This window comes from Frankia sp. EI5c (assembly GCF_001636565.1).
Classification (GTDB): domain Bacteria; phylum Actinomycetota; class Actinomycetes; order Frankiales; family Frankiaceae; genus Parafrankia.
The window spans coordinates 1-12,705 of sequence record NZ_LRTK01000065.1; the positions used below are offsets into that span (position 1 = coordinate 1).

General features: G+C 68.7%; 20 protein-coding genes and 16 pseudogenes. All 36 read left to right on the plus strand.

Features of this window, described 5'->3' with window-relative positions:
• A pseudogene (locus tag UG55_RS20765) lies at nt 1-271 on the plus strand (elongation factor Tu); the annotation flags it as partial.
• Between the two features lie 293 nt (nt 272-564).
• The gene (gene rpsJ / locus UG55_RS20770; protein ID WP_006539131.1) at nt 565-873 is read left to right on the plus strand and encodes a 30S ribosomal protein S10; all 309 of its coding nucleotides are present in this window, start codon (nt 565-567) and stop codon (nt 871-873) included.
• Between the two features lie 18 nt (nt 874-891).
• Nucleotides 892-997: pseudogene (gene rplC, locus UG55_RS40695) on the plus strand (50S ribosomal protein L3); the annotation flags it as partial.
• A 1-nt stretch (nt 998) separates the two neighbouring features.
• Nucleotides 999-1,176, plus strand: a pseudogene (gene rplC, locus UG55_RS40700) (50S ribosomal protein L3); the annotation flags it as partial.
• Nucleotide 1,177: 1 nt separating this feature from the next.
• A pseudogene (gene rplC / locus UG55_RS40705) lies at nt 1,178-1,605 on the plus strand (50S ribosomal protein L3); the annotation flags it as partial.
• Complete coding sequence (gene rplD, locus UG55_RS20780) at nt 1,602-2,321, plus strand: 50S ribosomal protein L4 (protein WP_066071922.1); 720 nt, start codon at nt 1,602-1,604, stop codon at nt 2,319-2,321. The pseudogene rplC (UG55_RS40705) and the gene rplD, both read left to right, overlap by 4 nt.
• Nucleotides 2,318-2,614, plus strand: a complete 297-nt coding sequence (gene rplW / locus UG55_RS20785) for a 50S ribosomal protein L23 (RefSeq protein ID WP_066071925.1) — start codon at nt 2,318-2,320, stop codon at nt 2,612-2,614. Before rplD ends, rplW begins: the two co-directional genes overlap by 4 nt.
• A gap of 58 nt (nt 2,615-2,672) precedes the next feature.
• A pseudogene (locus tag UG55_RS40710) lies at nt 2,673-2,865 on the plus strand (50S ribosomal protein L2); the annotation flags it as partial.
• A 1-nt stretch (nt 2,866) separates the two neighbouring features.
• Nucleotides 2,867-3,506, plus strand: a pseudogene (rplB, locus tag UG55_RS20790) (50S ribosomal protein L2); the annotation flags it as partial.
• A gap of 75 nt (nt 3,507-3,581) precedes the next feature.
• Nucleotides 3,582-3,863, plus strand: a complete 282-nt coding sequence (gene rpsS, locus UG55_RS20795) for a 30S ribosomal protein S19 (RefSeq protein WP_006539136.1) — start codon at nt 3,582-3,584, stop codon at nt 3,861-3,863.
• 37 nt (nt 3,864-3,900) lie between these two features.
• Nucleotides 3,901-4,278 (plus strand): annotated as a pseudogene (gene rplV / locus UG55_RS20800) (50S ribosomal protein L22); the annotation flags it as partial.
• A complete protein-coding gene (gene rpsC, locus UG55_RS20805) occupies nt 4,278-5,237 on the plus strand; it encodes a 30S ribosomal protein S3 (protein WP_066071933.1) in 960 nt (319 codons plus the stop codon). The pseudogene rplV and the gene rpsC, both read left to right, overlap by 1 nt.
• Nucleotides 5,238-5,242: 5 nt before the next feature.
• Nucleotides 5,243-5,510 (plus strand): 50S ribosomal protein L16 (gene rplP / locus UG55_RS40715; RefSeq protein ID WP_242424870.1); only part of this gene is annotated, 268 nt, incomplete at its 3' end.
• A gap of 1 nt (nt 5,511) precedes the next feature.
• Nucleotides 5,512-5,659: pseudogene (locus tag UG55_RS40720) on the plus strand (ribosomal protein L16); the annotation flags it as partial.
• Entirely contained in the window at nt 5,659-5,910 is a 252-nt protein-coding gene (rpmC, locus tag UG55_RS20815) for a 50S ribosomal protein L29 (RefSeq protein ID WP_066071938.1), read from the plus strand. The pseudogene UG55_RS40720 and the gene rpmC, both read left to right, overlap by 1 nt.
• 20 nt (nt 5,911-5,930) lie before the next feature.
• Nucleotides 5,931-6,236, plus strand: coding sequence for a 30S ribosomal protein S17 (gene rpsQ / locus UG55_RS20820; RefSeq protein WP_066074353.1), 306 nt, complete (start codon nt 5,931-5,933; stop codon nt 6,234-6,236).
• 231 nt (nt 6,237-6,467) lie between these two features.
• Complete coding sequence (gene rplN / locus UG55_RS20825; RefSeq protein ID WP_066071940.1) at nt 6,468-6,836, plus strand: 50S ribosomal protein L14; 369 nt, start codon at nt 6,468-6,470, stop codon at nt 6,834-6,836.
• Nucleotides 6,837-6,848: 12 nt separating this feature from the next.
• Nucleotides 6,849-7,166 carry a 50S ribosomal protein L24 gene (gene rplX, locus UG55_RS20830; RefSeq protein ID WP_066072062.1) on the plus strand — a complete coding sequence of 106 codons (318 nt, stop codon included), beginning with the start codon at nt 6,849-6,851 and terminating at the stop codon, nt 7,164-7,166.
• A 29-nt stretch (nt 7,167-7,195) separates the two neighbouring features.
• Nucleotides 7,196-7,384: 50S ribosomal protein L5 (rplE, locus tag UG55_RS40725; protein ID WP_242424871.1), on the plus strand; the 189-nt coding region annotated here is incomplete at its 3' end.
• Nucleotide 7,385: 1 nt separating this feature from the next.
• Nucleotides 7,386-7,548, plus strand: a pseudogene (gene rplE / locus UG55_RS40730) (50S ribosomal protein L5); the annotation flags it as partial.
• A 1-nt stretch (nt 7,549) separates the two neighbouring features.
• A pseudogene (locus UG55_RS40735) lies at nt 7,550-7,730 on the plus strand (50S ribosomal protein L5); the annotation flags it as partial.
• A 38-nt stretch (nt 7,731-7,768) separates the two neighbouring features.
• Complete coding sequence (locus UG55_RS20840) at nt 7,769-7,954, plus strand: type Z 30S ribosomal protein S14 (protein WP_006539145.1); 186 nt, start codon at nt 7,769-7,771, stop codon at nt 7,952-7,954.
• Between the two features lie 75 nt (nt 7,955-8,029).
• Nucleotides 8,030-8,332, plus strand: a 303-nt coding sequence (gene rpsH, locus UG55_RS20845; RefSeq protein ID WP_242424872.1) for a 30S ribosomal protein S8, incomplete at its 3' end; no start/stop codon positions are given.
• A gap of 1 nt (nt 8,333) precedes the next feature.
• A pseudogene (gene rpsH / locus UG55_RS40740) lies at nt 8,334-8,437 on the plus strand (30S ribosomal protein S8); the annotation flags it as partial.
• A 12-nt stretch (nt 8,438-8,449) separates the two neighbouring features.
• The coding region (gene rplF / locus UG55_RS20850; RefSeq protein ID WP_242424873.1) for a 50S ribosomal protein L6 at nt 8,450-8,928 on the plus strand (479 nt) is incomplete at its 3' end.
• Nucleotide 8,929: 1 nt separating this feature from the next.
• Nucleotides 8,930-8,986 (plus strand): annotated as a pseudogene (rplF, locus tag UG55_RS45595) (50S ribosomal protein L6); the annotation flags it as partial.
• Nucleotides 8,987-8,996: 10 nt separating this feature from the next.
• Nucleotides 8,997-9,371, plus strand: coding sequence for a 50S ribosomal protein L18 (gene rplR, locus UG55_RS20855; RefSeq protein WP_066071952.1), 375 nt, complete (start codon nt 8,997-8,999; stop codon nt 9,369-9,371).
• A gap of 29 nt (nt 9,372-9,400) precedes the next feature.
• The gene (gene rpsE / locus UG55_RS20860; protein WP_066071955.1) at nt 9,401-10,009 is read left to right on the plus strand and encodes a 30S ribosomal protein S5; all 609 of its coding nucleotides are present in this window, start codon (nt 9,401-9,403) and stop codon (nt 10,007-10,009) included.
• A complete protein-coding gene (rpmD, locus tag UG55_RS20865; RefSeq protein WP_066071958.1) occupies nt 10,009-10,194 on the plus strand; it encodes a 50S ribosomal protein L30 in 186 nt (61 codons plus the stop codon). Before rpsE ends, rpmD begins: the two co-directional genes overlap by 1 nt.
• A partial coding sequence (locus tag UG55_RS40745) for an uL15 family ribosomal protein (RefSeq protein WP_242424874.1) occupies nt 10,194-10,428 on the plus strand: 235 nt, incomplete at its 3' end. The genes rpmD and UG55_RS40745, both read left to right, overlap by 1 nt.
• A gap of 1 nt (nt 10,429) precedes the next feature.
• Nucleotides 10,430-10,691 (plus strand): annotated as a pseudogene (locus UG55_RS40750) (uL15 family ribosomal protein); the annotation flags it as partial.
• A 415-nt stretch (nt 10,692-11,106) separates the two neighbouring features.
• Nucleotides 11,107-11,965, plus strand: an 859-nt coding sequence (gene secY / locus UG55_RS20875; RefSeq protein ID WP_242424875.1) for a preprotein translocase subunit SecY, incomplete at its 3' end; no start/stop codon positions are given.
• Between the two features lie 7 nt (nt 11,966-11,972).
• Nucleotides 11,973-12,141, plus strand: a pseudogene (locus UG55_RS40755) (preprotein translocase subunit SecY); the annotation flags it as partial.
• Between the two features lies 1 nt (nt 12,142).
• Nucleotides 12,143-12,217, plus strand: a pseudogene (locus UG55_RS40760) (hypothetical protein); the annotation flags it as partial.
• Between the two features lies 1 nt (nt 12,218).
• Nucleotides 12,219-12,330: pseudogene (locus UG55_RS40765) on the plus strand (hypothetical protein); the annotation flags it as partial.
• 68 nt (nt 12,331-12,398) lie between these two features.
• A partial coding sequence (locus tag UG55_RS40770; RefSeq protein WP_242424876.1) for a nucleoside monophosphate kinase occupies nt 12,399-12,705 on the plus strand: 307 nt, incomplete at its 3' end.

Sequence of the window (12,705 nt, forward strand, 5' to 3'; positions counted from 1 at the left end):
CGAGGCGCGTGTCTACATCCTCAACAAGGACGAGGGTGGCCGGCACACGCCGTTCTTCAAGAACTACCGGCCGCAGTTCTACTTCCGCACCACTGACGTGACCGGCGTCGTGACCCTCCCCGAGGGCACGGAGATGGTCATGCCGGGCGACAACACCGAGATGACGGTCGAGCTCATTCAGCCGATCGCCATGGAGGAGGGCCTGCGGTTCGCCATCCGTGAGGGTGGTCGTACCGTCGGTGCGGGTCAGGTCACGAAGGTCATCAAGTAGTAGCGCGGGCGGCGGGTGCCCCACGGGTGCCCGCCGCCCGCTGTTGCTGCCCGGCGTGCCGCCGGGGCGTTTGCTCGCCCCGGCAGTGCGGCCGGGTTCGGAAGCTGTCCGCAGGTCCGCGTCTCGCGGGCTGAGGGGCATCAGACAAGGCGGTAAACCCGGCACGAATCCGGCCCCGCCGGGTTCTCCGTCCATTTCGGCGGAGAACCCGCGCCGCGGAGCACCGGAGAGGTCGACGGGGACCCGGTAGTGATACCGGCCGGACGAGACAGACAGGACAGGCGAAGCCCACCATGGCGGCACAGAAGATCCGCATCCGGCTCAAGGCCTATGACCACGAGGTCATCGACAGCTCGGCGCGGAAGATCGTCGAGACCGTGACGCGTACCGGTGCGCAGGTCGCGGGTCCGGTGCCGCTGCCGACGGAGAAGAACGTCTACTGCGTCATCCGGTCGCCGCACAAGTACAAGGACAGCCGCGAGCACTTCGAGATGCGGACGCACAAGCGGCTGATCGACATTCTTGACCCGACGCCGAAGACGGTCGACTCGCTGATGCGCCTCGACCTGCCCGCCGGCGTGGACATCGAGATCAAGCTGTAAGAGGGACCGGCGCCAGTCATGCTCAACCGCAATTACAGAGGGCTCCTGGGCACCAAGCTCGGGATGACCCAGGTATGGGACGCGAACAACCGCGTCGTGCCGGTCACCGTCATCCAGGCCGGCCNCAACGTCGTGACCCAGGTCAAGACGCCCGACTCCGACGGCTACTCCGCCGTCCAGCTCGGCTACGGCGAGATCGACCCGCGCCGCATCAACAAGCCGCTGCGTGGTCATTTCGAGACCTCCGGGGTCACTCCCCGTCGGCACCTGGTGGAGCTTCGCACCGCCGATGCCGGGAACTACNGGCCCGGCCAGGAGCTGACCGGTGAGATCTTCGAGGCCGGAACGGTCGTCGACGTCACCGGGACCTCCAAGGGCAAGGGCTTCGCCGGTGTCATGAAGCGGCACGGCTTCAAGGGCCTGGGCGCCGGTCACGGCGTCGAGCGCAAGCACCGCTCCCCGGGCTCGGTCGGTGGCTGTGCCACCCCGGGCCGGGTCTTCAAGGGCCTGCGGATGGCCGGCCGAATGGGCCACGACCGGGTGACCGTGCCCGGGCTGACCATCCACGCCGTCGACACCGAGCGCGGATTTCTGCTGATCAAGGGCGCGATTCCCGGGCCCGACGGCGGTCTGGTCTTCGTTCGCAGCGCGGCCAAGCGCCCCGCTCCGGAGCCGGCCGCTCCGGTGGCGGCCCCCGCGGCCGCCGGCACCGGTGAGGAGGCCTCGGCATGAGCCCGACGGCAACGATGACGAAGGAAGCCCCCGCCGAGGCGGACGCGCCGGTGGACCGCACGGTCCCCGTGCACGCCCCCGCGGGCGGCGACGCGGGCACCGTCGAGCTGCCCGGTGCGGTGTTCGACGTGCCGGTGAACGTGCCGCTGATCCACCAGGTCGTCGTGGCGCAGCTCGCCGCGGCCCGGCAGGGCACGCACTCCACGAAGACTCGCGGCGAGGTCCGCGGCGGTGGGCGCAAGCCGTACCGCCAGAAGGGCACCGGCCGGGCTCGGCAGGGCTCGCTGCGCGCGCCGCAGTTCACCGGCGGTGGCATCGTCCACGGCCCGACGCCGCGCAACTACGACCAGCGGACGCCCAAGAAGATGAAGGCCGCCGCGCTGCGCGGTGCCCTGTCGGACCGGGCCCGCAACGACCGGCTGCATGTGGTCTCGTCGCTGGTCTCCGGCGACGCTCCGTCCACCAAGGCGGCCGTGAAGGCACTGACCGGCCTGGTCGACTCCCGCCGCGTGCTCGTCGTGGCGCGGCGCTCGGACGAGCTGACCTGGCTCAGCCTGCGCAACGTCGCGGCCGTGCACCTGCTCGACCCGGGCCAGCTCAACACCTACGACGTGCTGGTGAGCGACGACGTGGTGTTCACCGAGGACGCGCTCGCCGCGTTCCTCGGGCGTGGCTCCCGTCCGGCGACCTCGGCTGGCGAGGAGGAGGACAAGTGATCCCCGACCCGCGAGACATCATTCTCCGGCCGGTCGTCTCCGAGAAGAGCTACGGCCTCCTGGACGAGAACGTCTACACGTTCATCGTCCGCCCCGACGCGAACAAGACCCAGATCAAGCTCGCCGTGCAGAAGATCTTCAACGTGCGGGTCACCCGGGTCAACACGATCAACCGGCAGGGCAAGCGCAAGCGCACCAAGCAGGGCTGGGGACACCGCTCGGCCACCAAGCGGGCGCTCGTCAGCCTCGCCCCCGGTGACACCATCGAGATCTTCGGAGGCCCCGGTGCCTGACACCCGCGTGGGGCGTACCCGGGTGCCGCACGGCCCGGCGTCGGATCGGAAGTAGAACATGGGTATTCGTAGGTACAAGCCGACGACGCCGGGGCGTCGTGGGTCGAGCGTCGCCGACTTTGTCGAGATCACCCGTGATCACCCGGAGAAGTCGCTCGTCCGCCCGCTGCACTCCAAGGGCGGCCGTAACGTCCACGGTCGGATCACCACCCGCCATCAGGGCGGTGGGCACAAGCGGGCCTACCGGATCANTGACTTCCGGCGGGACAAGGACGGCGTGCCGGCCAAGGTCGCGCACATCGAGTACGACCCGAACCGCACCGCGCGCATCGCGCTGCTGCACTACCTGGACGGCGAGAAGCGCTACATCCTCGCCCCGGTGAAGCTGCGCCAGGGCGACATGGTGAGCTCGGGCGTCGGCGCCGACATCAAGCCGGGCAACGCCCTGCCGCTGCGCAACATCCCGACCGGCACCGTGGTCCACGCCATCGAGCTGCGTCCCGGCGGCGGCGCCAAGATCGCCCGCAGCGCCGGCGCCAGTGTGCAGCTCGTTGCCAAGGACGGCCCGTACGCCCAGCTCCGGATGCCCTCCGGCGAGATCCGCAACGTCGACGTGCGCTGCCGCGCGACCGTCGGTGAGGTCGGCAACGCCGAGCAGAGCAACATCAACTGGGGCAAGGCCGGCCGCATGCGCTGGAAGGGCCGCCGGCCCACCGTCCGTGGTGTCGCGATGAACCCGGTCGACCACCCGCACGGTGGTGGTGAGGGCAAGACCTCCGGTGGTCGCCACCCGGTCAACCCCAAGGGCCGCCCCGAGGGCCGGACCCGGCGGACGAAGAAGGCCAGTGACGCGCTGATCGTGCGTCGTCGCAAGCAGAACAGGCGGCGGTAGTCGTGACCCTGCTCGTCCGGCTGCCGGTCAGCCCGATCCACCCCCACCACTGAGCAGGAAGGAGGAGACACAACCATGCCACGCAGTCTGAAGAAGGGCCCGTTCGTCGACGACCACCTGCTCAAGAAGGTGGACGCCCAGAACGAGAAGGGCACCAAGCACGTCATCAGGACCTGGTCGCGGCGTTCGACCGTGATCCCCGACATGCTGGGCCACACCATCGCGGTGCATGACGGTCGCAAGCACGTCCCCGTGTTCATCACGGAGGGAATGGTCGGGCACAAGCTCGGCGAGTTCGCGCCCACGCGCACCTTCCGCGGGCACGTCAAGGAGGACCGGAGGTCACGCCGTGGCTGACGACCTCGTCGAGGGCCTCACCCGCGCCGGCCTGCCNGGGGCGAAGGCGACCGCCCGGTACGTCCACGTCTCCCCGACGAAGGCCCGCCGTGTGATCGACCTGGTCCGCGGCCGTTCGGCCAGCGAGGCGCTCGACATCCTGCGGTTCGCGCCGCAGGCGGCGAGCACGGACGTCTACAAGGTCGTCGCGAGCGCCGTGGCGAACGCCGAGAACAACCACGACCTCGACCCGGCGACGCTGTGGATCGGCGCCGCCTACGTCGACGAAGGGCCGACCCTCAAGCGCATCCGGCCCCGAGCGCAGGGCCGTGCGTACCGGATCCGCAAGCGCACCAGCCACATCACGGTCGTGGTGGAGAGCCGGGAACCGGTCGCGACGGGCGCCGGAGCCAGGACGACAAGGAGGGCCCGGTAGTGGGGCAGAAGGTCAACCAGCACGGGTTCCGACTCGGCATCACGTCGGAGTTCACGTCCCGCTGGTACGCCGACAAGCAGTACAAGGCGTACGTCGGCGAGGACGTCAAGATCCGCAAGATGATGTCCCGGGGCATGGAGCGGGCCGGCATCAGCCGGGTCGACATCGAGCGCACCCAGGGTCGGCTCCGGGTGGACATCCACACGGCCCGCCCGGGAATCGTGATCGGCCGGCGCGGTGCCGAGGCCGACCGCATCCGGGGCGATCTGGAGAAGCTCACCGGCAAGCAGGTGCAGCTGAACATCCTCGAGGTCAAGAACCCCGAGACCGACGCCCAGCTCGTCGCGCAGGGTGTCGCCGAGCAGCTCTCCAGCCGGGTCAGCTTCCGGCGGGCGATGCGCAAGGCGATGCAGTCGGCGATGAAGGGCGGCGCGAAGGGCATCCGGGTCCAGTGCTCGGGTCGCCTCGGTGGCGCCGAGATGAGCCGGTCGGAGTTCTACCGCGAGGGCCGGGTGCCGCTGCACACGCTGCGGGCGGACATCGACTACGGCTTCTACGAGGCCCGGACCAACTTCGGCCGCATCGGCGTGAAGGTCTGGATCTACAAGGGCGACATCGTCCAGAGCCGCGCCGAGCGCGAGGCGCAGGAGGCGCTGCTGCGTCAGCAGCGTCGCGAGCGTCCGCGGCGCGGACCGCGTTCGGGTTCGTCGGGCACGACGCAGGGCGGGACGGACGCCGGTCGGGCGGCTGCCCGCGCCGGTGAGCGTCGCGGACGCGGCGGCGGCGGAGCCGGTGGGGGTGCGGCTGAGAAGGGCGGGGCCGAGAAGGCTCCGGCTGAGAAGGCCACGGCTGAGAGCACGCCGGCCAGCACTGCCCCGACCGAGACCGTTGCGCCCGAGGTGACGTCGGCCCCGGTGGTCGCCGAGGCCCAGGCCGCGCCGGAGAAGGCGGAGGGTTAGGAAACATGCTCATTCCCCGGAAGGTCGCGCACCGCAAGCAGCACCACCCCAAGCGTGCGGGCGCGGCCAAGGGCGGCACCAGGATCGCCTTCGGCGAGTACGCGATCCAGGCCCTGGAGCCGGCCTACGTGACGAACCGGCAGATCGAGTCGGCGCGTATCGCGATGACCCGGCACATCCGGCGTGGTGGAAAGGTCTGGATCAACATCTACCCGGACCGCCCGCTGACGAAGAAGCCGGCCGAGACCCGGATGGGTTCCGGTAAGGGCTCCCNGGAGTGGTGGGTCGCGAACGTGAAGCCCGGACGCATCATGTTCGAGCTCTCCGGCGTGGCCGAGCCCGTCGCCCGTGAAGCGATGCGCCGGGCCATCCACAAGCTGCCCATGAAGTGCCGTTTCGTGACCCGTGAGGGTGGTGCCTGATGGCTGTCACGACAGCGGACGACCTGCGCGCTCTGTCCAGCAGTGACCTGGTGGACAAGCTGCGGGAGGCCAAGGAGGAGCTGTTCAACCTCCGTTTTCAGGCCGCGACCGGGCAGCTGCGCAACAACCGTCGACTGCGGGACGTCCGCAGCGACATCGCCCGGATCTACACGGTGATGCGCGAGCGGGAGCTCGGGCTGAGCGACGACCCGGCCGTCGCGGTTGATGACGCCGGCTCGGATCAGGCGTGAGCGCAGTGAGCGGAGACGACGTGAGCGACGTGAGCACGGACAGCACCACCAGCCCCACCACGGACGCACGCGCTGAGCGGGGCTTCCGCAAGGTGCGTGAGGGCCTGGTGATCAGCGACAAGATGCAGAAGACGGTTGTCGTCGCGGTCGAGGACCGGGTCCAGCACCCGCTCTACGGCAAGACGATCCGTCGCACCAAGAGGATCAAGGCACACGACGAGAACGGCACCGTGGGTGTCGGCGACCGCGTTCTGCTGATGGAGACGCGGCCGCTGTCGGCCACCAAGCGCTGGCGGGTCGTCCAGATCCTCGAGAAGGCCAAGTAGGTCCCGGGAGGCCTCCGCGGAGGCCTCGCGGGAGCTGGCCGCCGGGCGTGCGATCATGACGGGTCGCACGCCCGCGAGGCTGAGGGATCGCGGCGGGCCGGGCGGCGGTGGGGCTCGCGTGGCGCGGGTGCCTTCGCCGGCCGGGCGCGGTGACCCTGCGGTCGTCACCGGTGGCAGGGGAGAGAGCCGGTCGGCGGCGGTCGGGCGGCAACGGGTGATCAGGAGCGGAAAGTGATTCAGCAGGAGTCGCGACTTCGGGTCGCCGACAACACCGGAGCCAGGGAAATTCTGTGCATCCGGGTGCTCGGCGGCTCTGGGCGTCGTTACGCGGGGATCGGCGACATCATCGTCGGAACGGTGAAGGACGCCCTGCCCGGCGCCGGCGTGAAGCGCGGCGACGTGGTCAAGGCGGTTGTGGTGCGCACTGCCAAGGAGCGGCGGCGCCCGGACGGCTCCTACATCCGGTTCGACGAGAACGCGGCGGTCCTCATTCGGGACGGGGGAGACCCCCGCGGTACCCGCATCTTCGGCCCGGTCGGCCGTGAGCTGCGGGACAAGCGTTTCATGAAGATCATTTCGCTGGCGCCGGAGGTGCTGTAGACCGTGGCCGGACTGAAGATCAAGAAGGGCGACACGGTCCAGATCATCACTGGCAAGGACCGGGGCCTCAAAGGCAAGGTCATCCGGGCTCTCCCCGACCAGAACAAGGTCGTGGTTGAGGGCGCCAACCGGGTCACCCGACACACCCGCGTCCAGCAGAGTGCGCGTGGCTCGCAGTCCGGGGGGATCATCACCCAGGAGGCGCCGATCCACGTCAGCAACGTGATGATCGTCGATCCGTCGGACGGCAAGCCGACCCGCGTCGGATTCCGCGTCAACGAGGACGGCACCAAGGTCCGGATCTCGCGCCGCACCGGTGCCGAGCTCTAGGCCCCCGGCGCAAGGCTAGGAAACGAGACATGAGTGTGACCACGGAAGCCCGGCCGGTCCCTCGGCTGAAGCAGCGGTACCGCGAGGAGATCGCCCCGGCGTTGCTGGAGGAGTTCTCCTACAGCAACGTCATGCAGATCCCCGGCGTGGTGAAGGTCGTCGTCAACATGGGTGTCGGTGACGCCGCCCGGGACGCGAAGCTGATCGACGGAGCCACCNGGGACCTGGCGGCGATCACCGGCCAGAAGCCGGCCGTCCGCCGGGCGAAGAAGTCCATCGCCCAGTTCAAGCTGCGTGAGGGCCAGCCCATCGGGGCCAAGGTGACCCTGCGCGGCGACCGGATGTGGGAGTTCCTCGACCGTCTGGTGTCGATCGCACTGCCNCGCATCCGTGACTTCCGCGGGTTGTCGCCGAAGCAGTTCGACGGTGCGGGCAACTACACGTTCGGCGTGACCGAGCAGTCGATCTTCCACGAGATCGACATCGACAGGATCGACCGGGTCCGGGGCATGGACATCACGGTCGTGACCACGGCGACCAACGACGACGAGGGGCGGGCGCTGCNGAGGGCGCTCGGCTTCCCGTTCCGGGAGAGCTGAGAGATGGCGAAGAAGGCGCTGGTCGAGAAGGCCGCCCGTAAGCCCAAGTACGCCGTGCGCGGCTACACCCGCTGCCAGCGGTGTGGCCGTCCGCGCTCGGTCTACCGGGTGTTCGGGCTGTGCCGCGTCTGCCTGCGGCAGATGGCCCACCGGGGCGAGCTGCCCGGCGTGACCAAGAGCTCCTGGTAGTACCCACACGATCGCGGTAGGCCCGCGCACCTCGTGCGCGAGCGGCGGGAACCGCCGTGAGAAAGGCGTCAAGCCATGACGATGACCGATCCGATCGCGGACATGCTCACCCGTGTCCGCAACGCCAACCGGGCTTATCACGACCGGGTGGTGATGCCGCACAGCAAGATCAAGACGCACATCGCCGAGATCCTCCAGCAGGAGGGTTACATCCTCAGCTGGCACGTCGAGGACGCGCCCGCCGGGGCTGTCGGCAGGACTTTGATCGTCGACCTCAAGTACGGCCCCAACCGGGAGCGTTCGATCGCGGGCGTGAAGCGGATCAGCAAGCCGGGTCTGCGTGTCTACGCGAAGTCGACGAACCTTCCGAAGGTCCTCNGTGGCCTTGGTGTCGCGATCATCTCCACCTCGTCGGGGTTGCTGACCGACAGGCAGGCCGGCAAGCGGGGCGTGGGCGGAGAAGTCCTCGCCTACGTCTGGTAAGGAAGGCGAACGATGTCACGGATCGGGCGCCAGCCCATCAGTGTTCCCAGCGGCGTCGAGATCACCCTCGCGGGTCCGACGGTGACGGTGAAGGGTCCCAAGGGGACGCTGAGCCACACCGTGGTGGAGCCGATCGAGGTGGCCCGCGAGGACGGTCAGCTCATCGTCAGCCGGCCGAACGACGAGCGGCGCAGCCGCTCGCTGCACGGCCTCACCCGCACCCTGGTCTCCAACATGGTCATCGGGGTCACCACCGGCTACTCGAAGACCCTGGAAATCGTCGGGGTCGGTTACCGGGTCCAGGCCAAGGGCTCGGACCTGGAGTTCGCACTCGGCTACAGCCACCCGGTTCCGGTGAAGGCTCCCGAGGGCATCCGGTTCGAGGTGCAGACCCCGACCCGCTTCGTCGTGCACGGCATCGACAAGCAGCTGGTCGGCGAGGTCTCAGCCAAGATCCGCGGGCTGCGCAAGCCGGACCCCTACAAGGGCAANGGCGTGCGGTACCAGGGCGAGGTCGTTCGCCGCAAGGTCGGGAAGACCGGGAAGTAGGTAGACAGACATGGCAGTGAGCCTCAGCGCCAGCGCGCGTCGGCGGACGGCCAAGCTCCGCCGCCACGTTCGTGTGCGCAAGAAGGTGTCGGGTACCCCGACCCGCCCGCGTCTCGTCGTCACCCGGTCCTCGCGGCACATCTACGCCCAGGTCATCGACGACGTCGCCGGGCACACGCTGGCCTCGGCGTCCACGCTGGAGGACGGTCTGCGCGCCTCCGACGGGGACAAGAGCGCCAAGGCCCGCGAGGTCGGCCGCCTTGTCGCGGAGCGGGCCCGCGCCGCGGGGATCGACGCCGTGGTGTTCGACCGCGGTGGTCGGACCTACCACGGCCGGATCGCCGCGTTGGCGGACGCGGCCCGCGAGGGCGGGCTGAACTTCTGATGACCACAGCTACAAGGGAGATGTTCTAGATGCCAGGCCAGCAGCGCCGCGGAGGCGGCTCCGGCGGTTCCGACCGCCGCGAGCGCCGCGACCGTTCGGGCGGTGGCCCGGCGCAGGAGAAGACCGCGTACGTAGAGCGGGTCGTCGCCATCAACCGGGTGGCGAAGGTTGTGAAGGGTGGGCGCCGCTTCAGCTTCACGGCGCTCGTCGTCGTGGGCGATGCGGACGGCACCGTCGGTGTGGGCTACGGCAAGGCCAAGGAGGTCCCGGCGGCGATCGCCAAGGGGGTCGAGGAGGCCAAGAAGCACTTCTTCAAGGTGCCGCGCATCGGCTCCACCATCCCGCACCCGATCCAGGGTGAGGCGGCGGCCGGTGTGGTGCTCCTCAAGCCGGCTTCGCCCGGTACCGGCGTCATCGCCGGTGGCCCGGTGCGTGCCGTGCTGGAGTGCGCGGGCGTCCACGACGTGCTGTCGAAGTCGCTCGGTTCGTCCAACCCCATCAACATCGTGCACGCGACCGTTGCGGCGCTGCGCGGGCTGATGCGGCCCGAGGAGATCGCCGCCCGTCGTGGCCTGCCGCTGGAGGACGTTGCTCCGCCGGCGATGCTGCGCGCGCGGGCGGCCGGGGTCGGTGCGTAATGGCGAAGCTGCGTATCACCCAGATCCGCTCCGAGATCGGCGGCACCCGCAACCAGCGTGAGACGCTGCGGACGCTGGGCTTGCGCCGCATCAACGGGAGCACCGTCCGTGAGGATCGTCCCGAGGTTCTCGGCATGATCGCGACCGTGACCCATCTCGTCCGGGTCGAGGAGGTGGACTCCTGATGGCCGAGAAGACCCTGGAGAAGTCGGACTCCGCGACCGCGGAGGAGACTCGCGGCCAGGCGCTGAAGGTGCATCACCTGCACCCGGCGCCGGGCGCCCACAAGAAGAAGCAGCGGGTGGGCCGCGGTGAGGGCTCGAAGGGCAAGACCGCCGGTCGTGGAACCAAGGGTTCCAAGGCCCGCAAGCAGGTCCCGGTCCGCTTCGAGGGTGGCCAGATGCCCCTCCACATGCGGGNGCCGAAGCTCAAGGGCTTCCGGAACCGGTTCCGTACCGAATACCAGGTCGTGAACGTCGCCACTATCGAGGAGCTGTTCCCCGAGGGCGGCACCGTCGGCGTCGACGAGCTGGTGGCCGCTGGCGCCGTTCGCTCGAAGTCGCTGGTGAAGGTGCTCGGCGACGGTGAGATCGGAGTGGCGGTCCAGGTGACCGCGCACGCGTTCTCCGGTTCGGCGAAGCAGAAGATCGAAGCCGCGGGTGGCAGCGTCACCCAGGCCTGACGGCGCCTCGGGGCAGGCGGTTCCACGCCTGCCCCGAGGCGTTCGCGTATTGCCGGTCAACGGCGTGTCGACACCTCGACACGCCGTTGACCGGCTCTTTCCGGCCCTGGTCTGAGCGGCCGCCGGGGCGGGGTTTTCGCAGTACACCGGTCCCGTGGCGACTGGTGGCACCCGTGGGGGATGTCTGCGATCATTGGGTCGGCGCGGCGGAGTCGCAGACGGCGACTTCCACCCCGGGTTCCCGGTACACCAGTGCCCACCGCGCGTGATGTCCGGACGAGTGAGCCTCGGGTGCTGTTAGAGTCGCCTCACCGCGTACGGTCTGCTTCGAAGACCACGGAGTTCCGTACCGAACACCGAGTCTGCCCCGTCAGCCGTTCTGCCCCGTCAGCCGTAAGGACCAGCAGGAGGAGTCGTGCTCACCGCCTTCACGCGGGCCTTCCGCACGCCCGACCTGCGGAAGAAACTGCTCTTCACGCTAGGCATCGTCGTGCTGTTCCGCCTGGGCAGCGTCATGCCGTCGCCCGGCGTCTCGACGGCGGCGGTGAACGCGTGTCTGGACTCAGCCAGCGAGGACAGCAGTAACGTCTACTCGCTGATCAATCTCTTCAGCGGCGGCGCTCTGCTGCAGCTGTCGGTGTTCGCGCTCGGCATCATGCCGTACATCACGTCGAGCATCATCATCCAGCTTCTGGTGGTGGTGATCCCGCGCCTTGAGCAGCTCAAGAAGGAAGGTAGTTCTGGTGAGCAAAAGCTCACTCAGTACACCCGATATCTGACGATCGCTCTCGGGATCCTCCAGGCCACCGGCATCGTGGCGCTCGCGCGCAGTCAGCGGCTCTTCCCCGGCTGCACCGTCGACGTCATTCCCGACACCAGCCTCTTCCGCATCACCACGATCGTGATCACGATGACCGCGGGGACCGCCGTCATCATGTGGATGGGTGAGCTGATCACGGCCCGCGGGGTCGGTAACGGCATGTCACTGCTGATCTTCACCTCGATCGCCGCCCAGCTGCCCTCGCAGGGTGGGCGCATCCTTCAGGTCGCCGGCGGCGTCGTGTTCGGGCTCGTGATCCTGCTGGGCCTCGCCATCGTCGTCTTCGTGATCTTCGTCGAGCAGTCGCAGCGTCGGATTCCGGTCCAGTACGCGAAGCGCCTCATCGGGCGCCGGATGTACGGGGGGACCTCGACCTACCTGCCGATCAAGGTGAACCAGGCCGGCATCATTCCGGTCATCTTCGCCTCGTCGTTGCTGCAGCTCCCGCAGCTGCNNGGTCNGGTGTGGAGCAACCAGACATTCCAGGACTTCGAGCAGCGCTACCTCTCTCGCGGCGACCACCCGCTCTACCTGTTGAGCTACGGCGCGCTGATCATCTTTTTCACGTACTTCTACGTCGCGATCACCTTCAACCCGACGGAGGTCGCCGACAACATGAAGAAGTACGGCNGGTTCATCCCGGGGATCCGGCCAGGCCGTCCGACGGCTGAGTACCTGGATCACGTGCTGTCCCGCATCACCCTCCNTGGCTCGTTGTTCCTGGGGGTCATCACGGTGTTGCCGTTGGCGCTTCTCAACCTGACCAAGGACCAGCCCTTCCCCTTCGCTGGTACGTCGGTGCTGATCATGGTGGGAGTGNGGCTGGAAACCGTGAAACAGATCGAAAGCCAGCTCATGCTGCGCAACTACGAAGGATTCCTCCGGTAGTGCGCCTCGTACTGGTCGGACCGCCCGGCGCAGGTAAGGGGACGCAGGCCGCCTTCATCGCCCAGGCACGGTCCATTCCGAAGATCTCCACCGGTGACATCTTCCGGGCGAACGTGCGCGAGGGCACCGAGTTGGGTGTCCTGGCGAAGACGTACATGGATGCCGGCGACCTCGTCCCGGACGAGATCACCATCGGCATGGTGCGCAACCGGCTTGCCGAGGAGGACGCGGTCAAAGGCTTCCTTCTCGACGGCTTCCCGCGCAACGTCCCCCAGGCAGAGGTCCTCGGCGGCATGCTCGATGTGA

What these genes read in the sequence shown, in the direction of transcription:
- rpsJ (WP_006539131.1), top strand. Translation starts at nt 565, where the DNA reads ATGGCGGCACAGAAGATCCGCATCCGGCTCAAGGCCTATGACCACGAG.
- rplD (WP_066071922.1), top strand. Translation starts at nt 1,602, where the DNA reads ATGAGCCCGACGGCAACGATGACGAAGGAAGCCCCCGCCGAGGCGGAC.
- rpsS (WP_006539136.1), top strand. Translation starts at nt 3,582, where the DNA reads ATGCCACGCAGTCTGAAGAAGGGCCCGTTCGTCGACGACCACCTGCTC.
- rpmC (WP_066071938.1), top strand. Translation starts at nt 5,659, where the DNA reads ATGGCTGTCACGACAGCGGACGACCTGCGCGCTCTGTCCAGCAGTGAC.
- UG55_RS20840 (WP_006539145.1), top strand. Translation starts at nt 7,769, where the DNA reads ATGGCGAAGAAGGCGCTGGTCGAGAAGGCCGCCCGTAAGCCCAAGTAC.
- rplR (WP_066071952.1), top strand. Translation starts at nt 8,997, where the DNA reads ATGGCAGTGAGCCTCAGCGCCAGCGCGCGTCGGCGGACGGCCAAGCTC.
- rpsE (WP_066071955.1), top strand. Translation starts at nt 9,401, where the DNA reads ATGCCAGGCCAGCAGCGCCGCGGAGGCGGCTCCGGCGGTTCCGACCGC.
- rpmD (WP_066071958.1), top strand. Translation starts at nt 10,009, where the DNA reads ATGGCGAAGCTGCGTATCACCCAGATCCGCTCCGAGATCGGCGGCACC.